This window comes from Micromonospora sp. MH99 (assembly GCF_021442385.1).
Taxonomy (GTDB): domain Bacteria; phylum Actinomycetota; class Actinomycetes; order Mycobacteriales; family Micromonosporaceae; genus Micromonospora.
In genome coordinates this window covers 1-16,690 of record NZ_MUZA01000044.1, presented here as the reverse complement: position 1 = coordinate 16,690, position 16,690 = coordinate 1, and the positions used below count along the sequence as shown (strand labels likewise).

Here is a 16,690-nt window from a genome sequence, read left to right as displayed (position 1 = left end):
GCTCCGTGACGCGCAGCTGCGCGGACGCGGGCTCGGCCGATCTGGTACGCCAGCCGCACCTGGTGGAGTTGGAGTTGTGGGACAACGCCTGGGCCGGATCTGCTGGGTATCGTTCCGCACGTCACCGCCGCCAGGCCGCTCACCGCACAGGAAGGCAGACGTCATGAGGTTCGTCCTGGTCGTCTACGGCGACCCCGGCGCCTGGGTGCACCCGATGTTCCTGCGCGGTGGCCGGTCCGCGGCCGACAGCGGAGAGGACCGGCCGCCACCTGTCGAGTCGTTGCTGCACGAGCTCGCCGAATCGGGTGAACTGATCGACGCCACCGCGCTCGCCGACCCGATCAACACGACGACGCTACAGACGAAGGACGCTGCCGACGGCCCGCAGCTGGTTGAGGGTTCCGTCGAGTCCGGCGGCCGGTACGTGGCCGGATTTTTCGTCGTCGACTGCGAGAGCCACGCCCGCGCTGTCGAGATCGGACGCCGCCTGCCCGTGGCCGGTAGTCAGGCGGTCGAGATCCGGCCCGTCCTGGGCCTGTCCGGCTGGGAGATGTGAGCATGAACGACGTTCTGGCCGGGCTGGCGCCCCGTGTGCTCGGTGCCCTGGTGCGGCGGCACGGCTCGTTCGACGCGTGCGAGGACGCCGTGCAGGAGGCGCTCGTGGCCGCGGCCGTGCAGTGGCCGCAGGAAGGCGTCCCGGACAACCCCGTGGGCTGGCTCATCCGAGTTGCCACCCGGCGGCTGGTGGACGCGCGGCGCAGCGAGACGGCACGTCAGCAGCGTGAGGTGACCGTTGCGGCGCTCACCCCCGCCGATCAGATGCACGCGCCGCCAGCCGACGCCCCGGGCTCTCCCGACGACACGCTGACCCTGCTGTTCCTCTGCTGTCATCCAGCCGTCTCGCCGCTGTCGCAGGCCGCGCTCACCCTGCGCGCGGTGGGCGGGCTGACGACAGCACAGATCGCGCGGGCGTTCCTGGTTCCGGAGGCGACGGTGAGCCGCCGCATCACCCGCGCTAAGCAGCGCATCAAGGCGGCCGGCTCCGAGTTCCGCCTGCCGCCCGAGGGCGAACTGGAGGACCGGCTCGCGGTCGTGCTGCAGGTGCTGTATCTGATCTTCAACGAGGGGTACGCCGCGACGACCGGGGCTGAGTTGAACCGTCCGGAGCTGATCACCGAAGCGGTGCGCCTCACCCGCGAGCTGCACCGGCTGCTGCCCGGCAACGGGGAGGTGACCGGGCTGCTGGCGTTGATGCTGCTCACCGAGGCGCGTCGTCCGGCGCGTTCCGGGCCGGACGGAAGCCTCATCCCGCTGGGCGAGCAGGACCGCTCCCGGTGGAACCGCGACTACATCGACGAGGGCGTCAAATTGATCACTGGAGCGTTGTCGTCGGCGCCGCTGGGGGTCTACCAGTTGCAGGCCGCCATCGCGGCGGTGCACGACGAGGCGGCTCGGGCGGAGGACACCGACTGGCCGCAGATCCTCGTGCTCTATCGACTGCTCGCCCGCATCTGGCCCAATCCCGTCGTGCAACTCAACGAAGCGATCGCGGTGGCCATGGTGCACGGGCCGCACGCCGGGCTCGCCGTGCTCGAGCCGCTGGTCGACGACGCCCGGGTGGCCGACGGTCACCGGCTGCACGCCGTACGCGCGCATCTGCTGGAGATGGCCGGCGAGCACGACGCGGCACGCGACACGTACGAGCTGGCCGCTCGCCGCGCCACAAGTCTGCCGGAGCGCCGTTATCTGGAACGGCGCGTCGCCCGGCTCAGCTGAGGGGTCAGCCGAGCCGGGCGGGCGATCAATCCGCGTGCACCGCGAACTCGAGTGCCGGATCCCGGGGCTGGGGACGTCGCACGCCCCGCAGCAGGGGCACCGTGACCAGCAGCCCGAGGAGGGCGAAGCCGACGCACGCGACGAAGCCGGCTTGGTAACCCGCCATCTCGGCGGCTTGCGGAGTGCCGCCTGTCGAGTACGAGACCAGGACAGTGGAGACGATGGCCACGCCGAAGCCGCCACCGATCTGCTGTGCGGCCGTGTTCATGCCGGAGGCCAGGCCCAGGTCGTTCTCCCGTACGCCGGTCAGGGCGGCAGCCGAGGCGGCGACCGTGCCGAGGCCGAGGCCGGAGCCGAAGAAGAACATGGCCGCGAAGATCAGCAGGAACGGGCCACCGGCGCCCACCGCGAAAATCATCATGCCCGGGCCGACGCCCATGAGCACCAGGCAGACGACCGCCACCGCGCGGGTGCCGTAGCGGGTGACGAACCGCTGGCCGATGAACGAGCCAGCGAACGCCATGAACGGCATGATCGCTTGGCGCAGCCCGAATTCCGTTGCCGACCATCCGAGCAGGTCACCCTGGGCGTACTGGGACACGAGCACCGAGACGCCGACGGCCAACATGCCCATGGTCACCATCGAGAGGTTGCCACCCACCACGAAGTTCGACCGCAGGATCCGCAGGGGCAGCAGGGGCGCCTCCGACCGTGACTCGATCACCACGAACAGGATCAGCAGCGCCACCGCGGCGCCGAACACCGCCAGGGTACGGCCGGCGAACCAGCCCGCGGTCGGCGCGAGCTGCACGCCGTAGATGAGCAGCGCCAGCATCGCGGTGCTGGAGAGCGCGCCGGCCACGTCGTACCGGCGGCGCAGGGTGACATCGGTGCTCTCGCGCAGGAGCAGCGGGCTGACGACGAGCATCACGATGGCCACCGGGATGTTGAGGAAGAAGATCCACTGCCAGCCGAGTACGTCGACGAGAACGCCACCGGCCAGCAGCGCGATGGTGGCGCCGACGCCGGCGATGCCGGCCCACGCGCCGAGTGCCAGGTGCCGGTGCGGGCCCTCCGGGAACTCGCTGGTCAGAATCGACAACGCGGTTGGCGCCATGAGCGCGGCCGAGACCCCGTGCAGCGCCCGGGCGATGATCAGCACCTCACCGTTCCACGCGAGGCCGGAAACCAGCGAGACGATCAGGAACAGCACCGTTCCGGCCATGAAGACCCGACGCCGGCCCAGCAGGTCCGCGGCGCGTCCGCCGAGCAGCAGCATGCCGCCGAAGGTGATCAGGTTCGCGCTCAGCACCCACTGCGCCGCGCCCGGAGTCATCTGCAGTGCCGACTGGATGGACGGCACGGCCAGGATGGTGACCTGCGAATCGAGGATGACCATGAAGTTCGCCAGACACAACACGGCGAGAATGAGCCAGCGGCGGGTGTCCAGCCGGCTCGGTGGCGCGGATGCGGTCTCGGTTATCGCCATCTCAGGGGCCCTTTCGATAGGTGTTCGCGTTTTCGCACGGTGACCCCGGCCGGCGTCGACGCAGGCCAGGGTTCTCAGGGGTGCGGGAACAGGCGACTGACGACGCCGGGCCGCGTCAGCGCCTACGGCGGATCGACCAGCCCGGCGGTGCGCAGAACCGCCTCGGACGACGCCGGATCATCGGCGGCCGCCGCCCGCGGGAGCGGGATGGAGAAGGTGCCCAACCGGGTCTTGACGGGCGTGGGCGAAGACCCGGACCTGGATGTGAGAGTTGCCGTGCCGCGAAAGGGTCCGCGCCGCTGGAGCCCGGGACGACCGCAGGCGATTCGACTCCCCCATGCTGCCTCCACACATTCATGACGGTCGACCAGGTGCAGTCAGAGTAGGCAGCAGCACCGGAGCAGACTTCTCGCAGATTGCGCTCCTTGCGCGCGCCGATCGACCACCGCCAGCGGCCCCCGATAGCATGGCCAGCGCGGGAATGCTTCGCGTGCACCCGCGTTCGCCGGGCTCGCGAAACTGCTGCCTATGCCATTTCCGGACCATCGCCGCGACCTGTTAGGAGCGCGTTGAAGCCTTTGCGAATCAACGCTCCGCAGACCGCCTGGACGGCCGGGGCAGTCGTCTCGTCGCAGCCCGTCGGCGCGCTGCGGGGCGGGACGTCGGCGTACCCGGTCGTGCCGCCGCCCGTACCGCTCGCCCTGGCCGTTCATCAGCGTGAGCCGGCACGGCCCACCGGGCGCTACGCCGACAGCGACTTTCCGTCGATCGTCCACTGACGGGAGTACGAGCGCGGTGGGCCACTTCCCCGCACTGGAAACCCCCAACCTCTTCATGGCCGGCCTGCGGGAGTACGCCAGGCGCCGACCGACCAGCGACCAAACATCGGCAGCGGGTCGCCGTCGGCGGCCCGCAAGGAGAAGGGAACGCGATGGGACAGGGATTCGTGGTGCGGTACGAGATGCGGCCGGACTCGGCCGAGGAGAATCAGCGCCTGATCGAGGAGGTGTTCGCCGAGCTGACCGCCGAGCGGCCCGACGGCCTGAGCTATGCGGCCTTCCGCCTCGCCGACGGAGTCACGTTCGTTCACGTAGGCGTCTCCGACGGCTCCAACGCCCTCGGCGGCGTGGAGGCGTTCGCGGCGTTCCAGCGAGACTTCAAGGCCCGGGTGGCCGGCGGCCCGGAGGCCGCCGAGGCCGAGCTGATCGGCAGCTACGGCTTCGATGCGCAGCACCTGACGCAGTGAGGCGGTGGCAGGGACGGGCGGGGCAAGGGGAAAGCACCCACACCGTCCCTGCCCCCGGCTCAGGCGGCCGCCTCCCGGTCGGTGGCGGCGCCGGCCTGTCCCATGACGCGGCTGTTCAGCACGATCGCCGCCATCAATGGGAGCAGCCCGGCGAACGTCCAGGTGAGACCGAAGACCGCAGCGAACCAACCGACCATCGCCGGCCCGAGCAGGATGCCGCCGTACGCGAAGGTCGTGGCCCGCGCGACGAACGTTGTCGCGCCCGGTCCGTCGCCACCGGCGTGGCCGACCGCACTGAAGATCAGCGGCAGCAGCACGGCGGTGCCGGCGCCGAGGATGGCGAACCCGGCGATCGCCACGTAGGGCGAGGGTACGAGGACGACCACCGCGATGCCGGCGATGCCGACCAGCCCGCTCACCCGGAACAGAACCGCACCGCCGAAGCGCTCGGTGAGGCGGTCACCGAACAGCCGGATCAACGTCTGGAAGGCGGTGTACGCGGTGAAGGCCAGCGACGCCACGGCCAGCTCGGCACCGCGGATCTCGTGCAGGTAGATGCCACTCCAGCTGGTCACGGCCGCCTCGCACACCATGAGCGTCGCGCCCATCGCGCCGTACATCAGCACCCGGCGGCTCCAACCGGTACGCCAGCTCGCCCGGGGCTTGGCGTCGGCGGAGGCCTGCACCGGGTTGCGGTCGACCGACGCGGGCAGCAACATCGCGGTCAGCGGCAGGGCGGCCGCGAGCATCACTATCGCAACGCCGGCCAGATGCCACGACGGGGCGATGCCGGCCTTGATCAGACCGACGCCGACGAGCGACGCCAGCACGGCACTGATGCTCCATGCCGCGTGGCAGCCGTTCATGATGGGTCGCCGACCGACGCGCTCGACCACTACGGCATGGCCGTTCATCGCCACGTCGGTCGCGCCGTGCACGATGCCGAGCAGGATCACCGCGACGGCGAGCTGCAGGGCAGTGCGCGCGAAACCGACAGCGGCCAGGGCCAGTGGCATGCACAGCAACATCGTGCGGATCACCCGGGAACTGCCGAACCGTGCCACCATGCCGCCGACGAACTGCATGGTCAGCAACGCCGCGACGCCGAGCAGCGTGAGGATCATGCCGAACTGCGCGTCACCGAACTGGTGAACAGCCTTGATCGACGGGATCCGCGTGATGTACGTCGACAGCAGCAGGCCGTTGACGAAGAAGACCCCGGTCACGGCCCACCGCGCACGAACGGCCGCCGCGACACCTACCGGCTCGCTGACTGCCTCCGGTCGATCCGGCGTCTCCAGCAGCACCGGCACCCCGTCGGGCGCACGCGGCCCACGCTCCTCGTGGTCAGTCATCTGCTCACTCCCCTGTCGGTTGCGGACGGTCTCTATCTGCTCGTCGGACCCCTGGGACACGAACGAGACATCCACAGCCGCATCCGGAACGTGACCCGCGTCACATCCGTAGCTCCCCTGTCGGCCGGGTCGTGCCGGATCCGACGCCTCAGAAGGGGGTGAGCGGCTCCGGCCGCATCCCGCCGCCGTCAGCACCGAAAGGAGCAGACCGATGTCCCACGACACCCCGCCGGCCTCGCTGATCATCCCGACCTACAACCGGGCGGACCTGTTACGCCGCAATCTGGCCCAACTGGCCGGGCAGAGCCTGGACACCGATCGTTTCGAAGTGATCGTCGCGGATGACGGATCCAGCGACGACACCGAAGCGGCCGTCGGAGAGTTCCGCGACCGGTTGCGCCTGAAGTATCACCGCCAGGAGGACCGCGGCAACCGGGTAGGCACGGCGCGCAACGCCGGCGCCCGGCTGGCCACCGCACCTCTGCTGATCTTCCTTGACACGGGCACGTTCGTGGGCCGCGATTTCGTCGACGCCCACCTGCGCGCCCACCGCGAAGTCCCCGGCCGCTGGGCGATTGTCGGGTACACGTACGGCTACGACCCGGAAGGAGTCGACGCCGGTCTCATGCGGCAACTTGACGAATCGACACCTGACGAACTCGTGGAACGTGCCGGCGCGACGTTGCGGGACGTCCGGCACGCACATCTCGCGGCCCACGAGTTCGACCTGTCCCGGCTGCTGGTGCCGTACCAGAACTTCTTCACCCTCAACTGCTCGGTCGCGGCCGCCGACTTCGCGGCCGTCGGCGGCTTCGATGAGGATTTCGTCGGGTGGGGCTTCGAGGACCTCGAGCTGGCGTACCGCCTGCTGCGCGACGGCGTCGGCCTGCGCATGAGCCGGACGGCGTGGGCGATCGAGTCGCCGCACCCGCGGGACCCGGCACGCTTCGACGAGCTGCTGCGCAACATGGACCGCTTCTTCGCCAAGCATCCGTCGCCGCCGCTCGAGGTGGGCTGGGTCCTGCTGATGCGCTACCGCGACGATTACTGGACGTGGGAGGACGAGCTGCGCCAGGTCCTGGAGCAGACTGCGGCCGCTCAGGGCCGCGACGTCACCGGCGAGATCGCCGGAGTCCTGGCCGGTCTGCCCACCGGCGGGAGCCTGGCGGTGCTCGGCGCCGGCGATCAGGTGCCCCCCGGCCTGCCGGCCGCCGTGTTGTACGACCTCGACGTGAACGCCGTCGCCCGACTCGCCGCAGCGGAACCGGGACGGCACGATGTCCGGCACGGCATCGGGCTACGCACCACACTGGAGGACGGGGCGGTCGACGACGTCATCGTGACCTCCCGGCTCGACGGCCTGTGGAAACGGTGGGGAGCCGACCTGCTCGCCGAGGCGCGACGGATCGGCAAGCGGGTCCACGTGACCGCCACGGCGGCACGCTGACACCCCGGCGCCGGCCGGGACAGTCCCGGCCTGCCCCGTCCACTCGGCGCGGAACACGCTCGGCATACCGCCGAAAATGCCCTCCATTATCGGAGCCCAACGGGAATCGCCCACCACCTCTTACAGCTCCCCCGTCGGAGGTTGGCGTCGCCGGAATGGCTGGCAACTTCGAGTGTGCGCCGCTTCCTGAGCATGATTGAAAGAGGTCCGACGCGGACGGTAGCCTGCGGCAGTCACCAGCCCAGCACGTCCGACGTTCGGCAGCGGACGACAAACGTGAAGGATTGCCCGTGAGGTACGTGGTATTGATCTACACCAACTCCTCGACCTGGAAGCACCCGCTTTTCCTCCACGACGGCGAGACGCTCTCTGAGCAGGAACGCGCCGATCGGGTCGCTCAGCACGTCAACCTGGTCGAGGAGATCCGTGCCTCCGGCGAACTGCTGACCGCTGCGGCACTGACCGCCCCCGCCGAGGGCACCCGGCTGTCCGCTCGCGACGGAGTGCCGAGCCCGACCGACGGGCCGTTCCCGGACGCGAAGGAGTACCTCGCCGGCGTCTTCTTCCTCGAATGCGGCAGCCCGGAGCGCGCCGCCGAGATCGCCTCCCGCTTCCCCGACGCCAAGGTCGGGGCCGTCGAGGTTCGCCCGGTCGAAGAGGTCTCCGAAAAGGACTTCTGACCGCACCACCCGCCCGGAGCGGCCCGCCGAGGTGTGGCGGCCGGCCGTTCCGGTAGCGAGGATGTGGGCTCCAGCCCGCAGAGGTCGAGGTGAACCGCCGTACGCGCCCCTCGGCTTCATCGCCGCCACGTCGAACGCGGCCGTCCCGTCGCCGCCGCCCAGCCCGATGCCACCGCCGGGCAGGTTGTGTGCGCGGCGGCCCCGTAGCCGCCGAAGCGCGCCAGCGCGCGCATCCGGAAGTAGGCGAGCGCGCGCCCAGCTTCGTCCGTGTGCTGAGGAATTGCCGGAGTACGACCCTGCCCGGCAGTCGCCCGAACGACGGCAAAAAGGAGCCCGGTCCCGACCGCGCAATTTCAAAGACGCATGCCACCGGGAGCTTGCCTAAATTTATTGCGCCGATCGGCTTTGCAGGAATTGGTGGGTGGCATGGACGCGGAGTTCGGGCAGGCCGTCCCAATGGTCGGTGCGGCGGACGACGCATACCTGCTGACCGGCCAAGGCCTGCAACCCCTCCCGCACCGGCGCCCCCTTCACCGAACGGAGCACAGATGGACGGCATGCCCGAGGAACCGCAATCAACTACCGTTCTGGTCATCGGCGCGACCGGCTACGCCGGTTCCCACGTGGCCAGGGCCTTTGCCGCAGCCGGATACCAGGTCGCGGCGCTGCAGCGCCCCGACGGCAGGCCGGTGCCGCCGGCTTACCGGGCGGTGCCGGGCGACATCACCGACCCTTCGTCGCTGAAAGCCGCCGCGGATGGCTTCGACCTCGTCATCCAGATCGCCTGGGTCCCGGGGGACGTCGAGAGTCGAAGCGCCGAGGCCATCATGGCAGCCGGGGCACGGTTGATCCACACCTCGGGCACCGACGTCCTCGGTCCCGGCACCACCTACGAGGACACCGTGCCACGACCGCCCGCGGTGGTGGCCTGGCGTGCCGACATGGAGAGAAGGGTTGTCGCCGGCGGCGGCATCATCGTGCGGCCGGCGCTCATCTACGGCAACCGGGGCGGCGTCATCCGGGGAACGATGGTGCCTGTGCAGGAGCGTCTCGGCACCGGCGTCTATCTGGGTCATGCCGGCATCCAATGGCCCGTGGTGCACGTCGAGGACCTGGCGCGGCTCTATCTCGCAGTCGCCCAGCGGGCGGGCGGTGGCACCCGCTGGAACGGTGTGGCCGAGAATCTGCCGGTGGCCGACATCGTGGCTGCGGCGGCCGGCGGTCGGGCGATCTGCTGGCCCGCCGACCAGGAACCGCCCGAGGAGATCGCTCCCATCGCGGAGCTCTACCTCATGGACCACGTCGTGAGCGCGGACCGGACCCGGCGCGAGATGGGCTGGGAGCCGGTGCACACGTCGCTGGTGGAGTATTACCGCCGGCACCCGCACGGCTGACCGCAGCGGTGGCGGGCCTCCGGACGGATGCCCGCCACCAGCACGCTCAGTACCTGTCGTGGTGTCGCAACCACGGCCGGCCGGGCTCGAGCGGGCGGCCGTTCGGCGTCAGGTCGAGGTAGTTGAACGTCGTGTGGAACACGTCGATCCCGTCGCCGTACGCGGAGTAGGTGTAGTAGACCTTCTCGCCGTCGCGGGCGAACACACTCATGCCACCCGCCTCGCCCTCGGTGAACCACTCACCCGATGCCGCCAGGGTGGCCTTGTCCATGTAGTCGTACTCGACCGGGGCCACGGTCTCGTCGAGCGTCACGTGGAAGTCGTAGTTGAACGTGCCGCCGTGCGATGAGTACCACGGCACGTTCCACCCCATGCGCTGCCGAAACGCCTCAATCTTGTCGATCGGCGCCCGGGAGACCACCGCGAACGTCGTGTCCAGTGCGTGTAGGTGCGCCAGGTCGCCGATGCCGTCGGTCAGCAGGGAACAGTGCTTGCAGCCCTCGTCCCACGCGGGATCGAACATGAAGTGCTGGATGATCAGTTGCGACCGGCCCTGGAACATGTCGATCAGCCGTGCCTTGCCGTGCCGGCCGTCGAAGACGTACTCGTCCTCGATGGCCATCCAGGGCAGTTGCCGGCGGGCGGCGTTGACCGCGTCGCGCGCCTCCATCGCCCCACGCTCCTGCTCGCGCAGCTCCTTGCGCGCCGCCAGCCACTGCTCGGGCGTCACCACATGTGCCGTCATGGTCGAGCTTCCTCTCGTTCTCGGCGGTGTCCTCATGAAGTAGTCGTAGCCCGCCGGCCGTATCGAACACAGCGGCGACGGGCAACTCCCGCCCGGACACCTCACCGACCTGGCCGACGTCCCCGCGCCGATGACGATCGCCGAGGTTGCCGACCTGCTCGACATCACGCCTCATACACGCTGCGCTACTACGAGCGGGCCGGGCTGGTCGAGGTGGCCCGCGACCACTACGGTCACCGCGTCTACGACGCCAGAGCGGTGCGACGCCTGGTGTTCCTCACCAGGATGCCGATGCGCGACCTGCAGCACTTCATTTCGCTCGTGGACGCCGGGCAGGACACGGTGCCCGAGCGGCTCGACATGCTGCGTGACGCTCCAGCTCGGACGTTCTATCCGGCGGTCGCCTCACGCTGGATCCGCTCGAATTGAGCGGCCATCGCGGCAGCCACGGCCTGCGCGGCAGACAGGGGACGAACCATGACCGTCAACTCATCGATCAAACCGCTCTCATCCAGGTGCAGGAAGTCGCAGCCCTCGATGGCGACGTCGCCGATTCGCGCCTCGAACACCAGCGCGTGATCGCGACCGCCCTCGCCGCTCAGCTCACGGACGTACCGGAAGTCCTCGAACACCCGCAGCACACCCCGCAGGATCGCGGCGGTGATGGCCTTGCCCGGATAGGGCTTGAACGCCACCGGGCTGCGAAACAGCACGTCGTCGGCCAGGGCCGCCTCAAGGGCATCGGCGTCGCGTGCTTCAACGGCCGCGCGAAAGTCGATCATCACGCCAGCGTACGGGCCTTTCCGCTGTAGGGATCCGCCACGGGGCCGGCTACGGCCGGAAGGCCTACAGATCCATCGCATAGACCCGGACCCGGCGGCCGGTGTCCGGCTGCACGGTCTCGCGGTCCAGCGTCATGCCCAGCTTGACCATCACTCGCGCCGACGCCTCGTTGCCGACAATGTGGATGCTGACCAGCCGCCGCAGTCCGAGCCCGGCGCGAGCGTGGGCGACCACAGACCGGGCAGCCTCGGTGGCCAGGCCCCGGCCCCAGTACGCGCGGCCGAGCCGCCAGCCGATCTCCACGGCCGGCATGATCTCGGGTAGGAAGGTCGGCACCGCCAGCCCGGTGAATCCGGCCAGATCGCCGGTTTCCTTGACCTCCACCGCGTACAGGCCGAAGCCGTGCTCATCCCAGTGTCGCTGATAGTTGGCCAGGCGCTCCGCGGTCCCCGCCCGGTCCAGGGTGCGACCGTCATGGATGTAGCGCATGACCTCAGGCTGTGCGTTCACCGCGGCGAAGCCGTCCAGATCGGTGCTCTGCCAGCGACGCAACAGCAGCCGCGGAGTTTCCAGGGACGTGGCATCAGGGGAACTCGTCATGTCGGGCACGTCCCTTCGTAGCATTCCGGCCCTCGCAGCTGGCCGCCGACCTGGTGCTCGCTGGTGTCGGGCCCGGCGCGCGAGGCCGGTCACCGGCGTTGCTGGCGAGGCGTGGGTGGTCACCGGACGCGAAGGTGGTCCGCACTCTGGGCGACGGCTATGGTTTGGGCATGCACGATCGACGCGGCCTCCGGCGCGTCGGCGAGCGAGCGCCGCTGCCGACGATGCTGCTGCTTGCCGTGCTCGTGCTGGTGCTCTCCGCCACCCGGTCGATCGGGCTGTGCATCGTGTTCCGTTCCGCGCGGCGGGCGATCCCCGGTTGTGTGCCCGCCTGGTCGGCGGATCGTGCTCCCCCGCGCTATGCGCGGGGCCTCGCCTGATCCACTCGCCCCGCTCGCGCCGATCCTCATCGTTGCGCCCGGCTGGCCTCCGTGACCGGCCGGCAGCGCTGTCGCCGCGCCCGCCGCACGTGGCCTCGCCACACTCCGTCGGCCTGCGCCGCTGCGCGAATCCGCACCCTGCCCGCTGGAGTCCCCATGATTGTCGAACTGACCCCGCTGCCCGGTATCGGGATATGCCGCATGTTCACCACCGCTGACGGCCGCCGCGTGGGCGTGGTCACGCACCGTCCAGGTGGCCGGCGAGATCTCGTCTACGAGTCCCCCGACGACCCCGACGCCACCTGCTCTCTGACCCTGACCCGCGACGAGGCGGTGACCCTTGCCAGACTCCTGGGAATCCTTGATGTCCTGGACATCGTCACCGTGGCGGAGTCATCTCCTGGGTGACGGTCTGCGGCTGCCGTGCCCACCGGGGCACGGCAGCCACACCGCGAGTCAGCCGTTGTGCTTCGCCTGGCAGGACACGCAGAACTGCGCGTGCGGAAGGATTTCGAGCCGCTCGGCCGGAATGTTCTGGCGACACTTCTTGCAGGCACCGTAGGTGCCGTCGCTGATGCGGCTCAACGCACCGGTGATCTGCTCGATGTTGCGGCGGGTGGCCACCAGCAGTGCGGCCCGGTTGTGGGCCTCGCTCGGGTCGCCGGTGTCCGCGTTGAGCTCGGTCAGTTCCCGCAGCCGAGCCGTCTGCGTGGCGAAGTCTTCCGCCAGGGACGCTCGCAGATCAGCCAGCCAGCCCTGGTCGACGGTTCGATGATCGACGCTCATGGTCTACCTCTACCTTTCAAGGGAAAAAGAAAAGGGCCGAAGCTTGAAAGCTTCGCCCTGGCGGTCGTTTCGTGATGCAACGATTCCGCGGGGGGCCTCGGCCGGTTCGCGCCGGGCTCGACAGCCGGAACGTGGACGCGATGTGCAACTCGCGCACAACCGGCACCCGCATCCCGACCATCCGGCACGCCGCCGTCGCCACGTGGGCAGCCCCGATTGCCGCCACACCGGTGACGGCAGAAGAGCGGAACGTCACCGGGGACATGTCTCCACCATAGGCGGCGTCCGCAGTAATGCCAACGCCTGCGTCGAGGCCCGGCTCCTGCCATGATCAGCCTTCGCGGCCCCGTCTTGGTCGGGCACGCCACCCGCATCCTGCGATCTGGATAAACAGCACAAATCCAGCCATGGCTTCGCCGATCTTCGCGCCCGACGGGGCGGTCGGAACGGTCGTCGCGACCCCCGGATGGGTCATTCCTCGGGCGCGATCAGCCGGTCGTCGGTGGCATCGCGGACCGTGATCGCTTCCACCGGACACGAGTCGGCGGCGTCGAGGACGACGTCGGCCGGGGCGACGACGTCGGCCAGCGGCTCGGACAGGCCGCCCACCAGGCGGAAATGCTCGGGCGCGGTGCCGGCGCAGATGCTCGTGCCGATGCAGCGACGCGAGTCCACCCCGAGCCGCCACGCCGTACTCACCAGGCCACCGGCATGCCGAGCAGGCCCCGCACCAACATGCCGCGCTTCCACTCCAGCTCGACTTCCGGTACGGCGAGCCGCAACCCGGGCAGGCGGGTCACGATTGTGGCGACGGCGACCTGCAACTCCATGCGGGCCAGTTGCGCGCCGACACAGTGGTGTACGCCGTGCCCGAAGCCCAGGTGCGGGTTCTGCCCGCGGTCGAAGTCCAGCCGGTCCGGGTCGGCGAAGACGGTGCCGTCACGATTCGCCGACGACAGCGAGCCGAGAACCGGCTCACCTGCCCGGACGAGAACCCCGCCGACCTCGACGTCCTCCTTGGCGTACCTGGCGAAGGAGGAGCCGACGCCGAGCGGCACGTACCGCAACAGTTCCTCGACCGCGGCCGGCACCAGCGACGGGTCGGCCCGCAGCCGAGCGAGCTGGTCCGGATTGTGCAGCAGGACGTAGACGAAGTTGGGGATCTGGGTCACCGTGGTCTCGTGGCCGGCCGCGAGCAGCCCTCCGGCCAGCTCCACCAGCTCGGTCTCGCTGAGCCGATCCTCATTCTCGTCACGGGCCCGCACCAGCGCGCCGAGCAGGTCGTCGATCTCCGGCTCGCGGCGGCGCTCGGCGACCAGACCACCGATGTAGCCCCAGAGATTGTTCAGGTACTCCTGGATCGTCTCCAGGGGCAGCGAGGTGGTCGAGACGATCGCCTCGGACCAGACGTGGAAGCGGTCGCGGTCGGCGTACGGGACTCCGAGCAGCTCGCAGATCACCTGGATCGGCAGCGGCGTGGCGACGTGCTCCACCAGGTCGGCCGGAGGACCGAGCCGGACCATGTCGTCGACCAGCGCTTCGGCGATTTCCTGGGTACGGGGTCGCAGCGCCTCGACCCGACGTGCCGTGAACGCCTTCGCCACCAGCCGGCGCAGCCGCGTGTGATCGGGCGGGTCCATGGTCAGCATGCCGCTGTACTGCTGGCGCGGGGTGAGCCTGGGCTCGTCGCGCTGAACGGCCGGCGCGCGGCCGAACCGCACGTCGCCGAGGACCGTACGGACGTCCTCGTACCGGGTGGCGAGCCATGCCTCCTCGCCGTACGGAAGCTGCACCCGGGTCATCGGCTCGTTCTCGCGCAGCTCGCCATAGGTCGGATCGACGACGAGGCGGTCGGGAACACCGAACGGGTACTGTCGCGCGGGCGGAACGGTCCGGCTCTCGGTGGTCTGCGCGCTCTCCGTCATCCGGATTCCCTTCGTCGGAACGGCGTGATCCTCAGGCCGGGCACCACGTTCGTAGCGGCGCCGATTGCCAGCGTCCAGGCTCACGAACAGCCACGCATTGACGCTCGGTGATGGTTCGATATCGGATCGTAGCGGCAGATGTCGATGATCGCCATGAAGTCCGCGTCCGGGACGAGCAAAGTGCAGGCGAGGTGCGTGGCACCGGGTCCGGGTCGTCGTACCGGAGAGGCTGTTGACGGTTGGACGGCCGTCAGCGGATGATCCAGCGATGTGTGTCGCTCGGGTTAGCGACCCGAGACGCCGACCCTGATGGACGACCTCATCGCCGTGATGCGGCGGCGCCAGGAGAGTGATTCATGAAGTTCCTTCTCACGTCGTCGGGCATCTGCAATCCGAGCATCGCCGACGCGCTCGAAGACCTGCTGGGCAAGCCGATCGCCGAGTCCACGGCCCTGTTCATCCCCACCGCTGTCTACCCCTTCCCCGGCGGAGCCGAGCGGGCGTGGAAGGCGATTCACGGCCCGGCCACGATCCCGCTGTCGCAGCTCGGTTGGAAATCCCTGGGAATATTGGAGCTCACCGCACTGCCGACCATCCGAGAAGAGAACTGGGTCCCGGCCGTCCGGCAGGCCGATGCCCTCCTCGTCTGGGGCGGCGATGTGCTCTACCTGACCTACTGGCTGCGCCAGTCGGGCCTGGCCGACCTCCTACCGTCGCTGAATGACACGGTCTACGTCGGGGTCAGCGCGGGGAGCATCGCGGTCACCCCGTACAACTGCGACGCCGAATTTGACCTTGACTTCGTCCCGGACGGCAGCGACATGGCCCACGGCGCCGACCGGGCGCTGGGGCTTGTGGATTTCACGCTGTACCCCCACCTCAATCATCCGGAGATGGAGGACACCGAGCTGTCCAGCATCGAGAAATGGGCGTCCGGAATCCCGGTCCCCACGTACGCCATCGACGACAACACCGCCATCAAGGTGGTCAATGGCACAGTTGACGTCATCTCCGAAGGCGACTGGAAACTGATCAACCCCTGACCGACAAAGCGGAATTCGAGCCGGCCGACCGAACTGACCTGCCGGCTATCGGAGCGACTGTCGGGCGCCCTCGCCCATGGGGTCGTCACGCGTGGGCAACTGCTCGATGGTCGGCAGCACTTCCTCCCGGAAGACGCCGTGCAGCCGGCGCAGCTCCAACGCGGGATGCTCAGCGTCGTCGACGCGCACGTCCCAGAGCGGGTACGGCTGATCGCCGACCACCGTCACTGTTGCCGACCGTGCGCCGTGCCGGTCACCGCCGGCCTCCTCGCCGGCCTCGACGGCGAGCACGAGCCGTTCGGCCAGGTCGAGTTCTCGGCTGTCCTCGAACGATCGAACGATCGCCGCGAGGGCTTCCCGCCCCACCAGGCGGTTGCCCTGTACCGCGTAACCCGGCCCGGTGTGATGCCCGGCCCAGTCCCTGGCACGGGCGCCGGTGAACGCGTACGAGCGACCCTCGAAGTCGACCATCCCGACCTGCCGCACCTCCCGACCGGGGTCACGGGCCAGCAGCTCGGTCAGGACGTCCTCCGGCGAACGGCTCTCGCTGAGCAGGGGCAGACCGTCGTACGCCAGGAACGGGTTGGGGGTGGCCTGGGTCGCCACCGCACCAGCACCGGCGTGGACGTGTGCGACGAGCTTGCCGACCGCGGGCCTGGCCGTCAACGCTCCCACCCCGAGCTGGCCGGTACGCGGACACCGCGCAACGATCGAGAAGGTCACGGTCGGCGCGTACCCGCACTGACGCCCGGCATGCCGACCTTTGCCCCCTCATGATCTGGGGGCAGGCAGAAGAAGAGGGGCGGGCGGCGACGCTACTCCCATGTAAGCAGCCAGACAGCAGTCACCGTTACCGGCTTCCCCGGCAACGGGCTTCTGGCCCCTGGAGACTGGGTCGGACGATGCTGGGATCGAACCAGCGACCTCTTCGACATGAAGCAGGACGCTGCACCGACTCTGACCCTTTTCGATCGGCGACGACTTCGACGTCCTCGACGAGCACGGCACCAAGGTCTTCCACGTCGACGGCAAGGTGCTCAG

Annotated in this window: 20 protein-coding genes; 11 read left to right on the top strand and 9 right to left on the bottom strand. The window is 69.4% G+C overall.

What is annotated here, in order from left to right; translation table 11 throughout:
• Positions 1 to 163: 163 nt before the first annotated feature.
• Positions 164 to 556, top strand: a complete 393-nt coding sequence (locus B0E54_RS21425) for a YciI family protein (RefSeq protein WP_234587576.1) — start codon at positions 164 to 166, stop codon at positions 554 to 556.
• A gap of 2 nt (positions 557 to 558) precedes the next feature.
• Entirely contained in the window at positions 559 to 1,776 is a 1,218-nt protein-coding gene (locus B0E54_RS21420) for an RNA polymerase sigma factor (RefSeq protein ID WP_234587574.1), read from the top strand.
• Between the two features lie 25 nt (positions 1,777 to 1,801).
• Here the strand turns inward: B0E54_RS21420 and B0E54_RS21415 are convergent, their stop codons facing one another.
• Positions 1,802 to 3,265 (bottom strand): MFS transporter, encoded by a 1,464-nt coding sequence (locus tag B0E54_RS21415; RefSeq protein WP_234587572.1) that lies wholly within the window; start codon positions 3,263 to 3,265, stop codon positions 1,802 to 1,804.
• Positions 3,266 to 3,834: 569 nt separating this feature from the next.
• Here B0E54_RS21415 and B0E54_RS21410 point away from each other — a divergent pair.
• On the top strand, positions 3,835 to 4,044 hold the full coding sequence (locus tag B0E54_RS21410) for a hypothetical protein (RefSeq protein WP_234587569.1): 210 nt from the start codon (positions 3,835 to 3,837) through the stop codon (positions 4,042 to 4,044).
• 152 nt (positions 4,045 to 4,196) lie between these two features.
• A complete protein-coding gene (locus tag B0E54_RS21405) occupies positions 4,197 to 4,511 on the top strand; it encodes a hypothetical protein (protein ID WP_234587566.1) in 315 nt (104 codons plus the stop codon).
• 59 nt (positions 4,512 to 4,570) lie between these two features.
• Here the strand turns inward: B0E54_RS21405 and B0E54_RS21400 are convergent, their stop codons facing one another.
• Positions 4,571 to 5,866, bottom strand: coding sequence for an MFS transporter (locus B0E54_RS21400; RefSeq protein WP_234587564.1), 1,296 nt, complete (start codon positions 5,864 to 5,866; stop codon positions 4,571 to 4,573).
• 211 nt (positions 5,867 to 6,077) lie between these two features.
• Here B0E54_RS21400 and B0E54_RS21395 point away from each other — a divergent pair, with 211 nt between their 5' ends.
• From B0E54_RS21395 to B0E54_RS21385, 3 genes are all read left to right on the top strand, one after another.
• Positions 6,078 to 7,313, top strand: coding sequence for a glycosyltransferase (locus B0E54_RS21395; protein ID WP_234587561.1), 1,236 nt, complete (start codon positions 6,078 to 6,080; stop codon positions 7,311 to 7,313).
• A gap of 290 nt (positions 7,314 to 7,603) precedes the next feature.
• A complete protein-coding gene (locus B0E54_RS21390; protein ID WP_234587559.1) occupies positions 7,604 to 7,993 on the top strand; it encodes a YciI family protein in 390 nt (129 codons plus the stop codon).
• Between the two features lie 548 nt (positions 7,994 to 8,541).
• Complete coding sequence (locus B0E54_RS21385; RefSeq protein ID WP_234587557.1) at positions 8,542 to 9,387, top strand: NAD-dependent epimerase/dehydratase family protein; 846 nt, start codon at positions 8,542 to 8,544, stop codon at positions 9,385 to 9,387.
• A gap of 46 nt (positions 9,388 to 9,433) precedes the next feature.
• On the opposite strand, the gene B0E54_RS21380 is transcribed toward B0E54_RS21385, so the two are convergent.
• On the bottom strand, positions 9,434 to 10,132 hold the full coding sequence (locus B0E54_RS21380) for a DUF899 domain-containing protein (RefSeq protein ID WP_234587555.1): 699 nt from the start codon (positions 10,130 to 10,132) through the stop codon (positions 9,434 to 9,436).
• A gap of 213 nt (positions 10,133 to 10,345) precedes the next feature.
• On the opposite strand from B0E54_RS21380, the gene B0E54_RS21375 reads away from it, so the two are divergent.
• The gene (locus B0E54_RS21375) at positions 10,346 to 10,561 is read left to right on the top strand and encodes a hypothetical protein (RefSeq protein WP_234587553.1); all 216 of its coding nucleotides are present in this window, start codon (positions 10,346 to 10,348) and stop codon (positions 10,559 to 10,561) included.
• Here B0E54_RS21375 and B0E54_RS21370 read toward each other — a convergent pair.
• Complete coding sequence (locus B0E54_RS21370) at positions 10,522 to 10,914, bottom strand: nuclear transport factor 2 family protein (RefSeq protein WP_234587551.1); 393 nt, start codon at positions 10,912 to 10,914, stop codon at positions 10,522 to 10,524. The two genes, B0E54_RS21375 and B0E54_RS21370, sit on opposite strands and share 40 nt — an antisense overlap.
• A gap of 64 nt (positions 10,915 to 10,978) precedes the next feature.
• Entirely contained in the window at positions 10,979 to 11,515 is a 537-nt protein-coding gene (locus B0E54_RS21365) for a GNAT family N-acetyltransferase (protein ID WP_234587626.1), read from the bottom strand.
• 170 nt (positions 11,516 to 11,685) lie between these two features.
• Here B0E54_RS21365 and B0E54_RS21360 point away from each other — a divergent pair, with 170 nt between their 5' ends.
• The gene (locus B0E54_RS21360; RefSeq protein WP_234587548.1) at positions 11,686 to 11,895 is read left to right on the top strand and encodes a hypothetical protein; all 210 of its coding nucleotides are present in this window, start codon (positions 11,686 to 11,688) and stop codon (positions 11,893 to 11,895) included.
• Between the two features lie 156 nt (positions 11,896 to 12,051).
• Positions 12,052 to 12,303 (top strand): potassium transporter TrkA, encoded by a 252-nt coding sequence (locus B0E54_RS21355; RefSeq protein ID WP_234587545.1) that lies wholly within the window; start codon positions 12,052 to 12,054, stop codon positions 12,301 to 12,303.
• Positions 12,304 to 12,351: 48 nt separating this feature from the next.
• On the opposite strand, the gene B0E54_RS21350 is transcribed toward B0E54_RS21355, so the two are convergent.
• The 3 genes from B0E54_RS21350 to B0E54_RS21340 all read right to left on the bottom strand — a co-directional run bounded on the left by B0E54_RS21350 (position 12,352) and on the right by B0E54_RS21340 (position 14,606).
• Entirely contained in the window at positions 12,352 to 12,681 is a 330-nt protein-coding gene (locus tag B0E54_RS21350; RefSeq protein ID WP_234587543.1) for a TraR/DksA C4-type zinc finger protein, read from the bottom strand.
• Between the two features lie 471 nt (positions 12,682 to 13,152).
• The gene (locus B0E54_RS21345; protein ID WP_234587540.1) at positions 13,153 to 13,380 is read right to left on the bottom strand and encodes a ferredoxin; all 228 of its coding nucleotides are present in this window, start codon (positions 13,378 to 13,380) and stop codon (positions 13,153 to 13,155) included.
• Positions 13,377 to 14,606: a cytochrome P450 gene (locus B0E54_RS21340; RefSeq protein WP_234587538.1), complete on the bottom strand. Its 1,230-nt coding sequence runs from the start codon at positions 14,604 to 14,606 to the stop codon at positions 13,377 to 13,379. The genes B0E54_RS21345 and B0E54_RS21340 overlap by 4 nt, the downstream gene beginning before the upstream one ends.
• 356 nt (positions 14,607 to 14,962) lie before the next feature.
• Here B0E54_RS21340 and B0E54_RS21335 point away from each other — a divergent pair, with 356 nt between their 5' ends.
• Positions 14,963 to 15,649 (top strand): Type 1 glutamine amidotransferase-like domain-containing protein, encoded by a 687-nt coding sequence (locus tag B0E54_RS21335; RefSeq protein WP_234587536.1) that lies wholly within the window; start codon positions 14,963 to 14,965, stop codon positions 15,647 to 15,649.
• Between the two features lie 45 nt (positions 15,650 to 15,694).
• Here the strand turns inward: B0E54_RS21335 and B0E54_RS21330 are convergent, their stop codons facing one another.
• Positions 15,695 to 16,372 (bottom strand): DUF1028 domain-containing protein, encoded by a 678-nt coding sequence (locus tag B0E54_RS21330; protein ID WP_308195386.1) that lies wholly within the window; start codon positions 16,370 to 16,372, stop codon positions 15,695 to 15,697.
• Between the last annotated feature and the right edge of the window lie 318 nt (positions 16,373 to 16,690).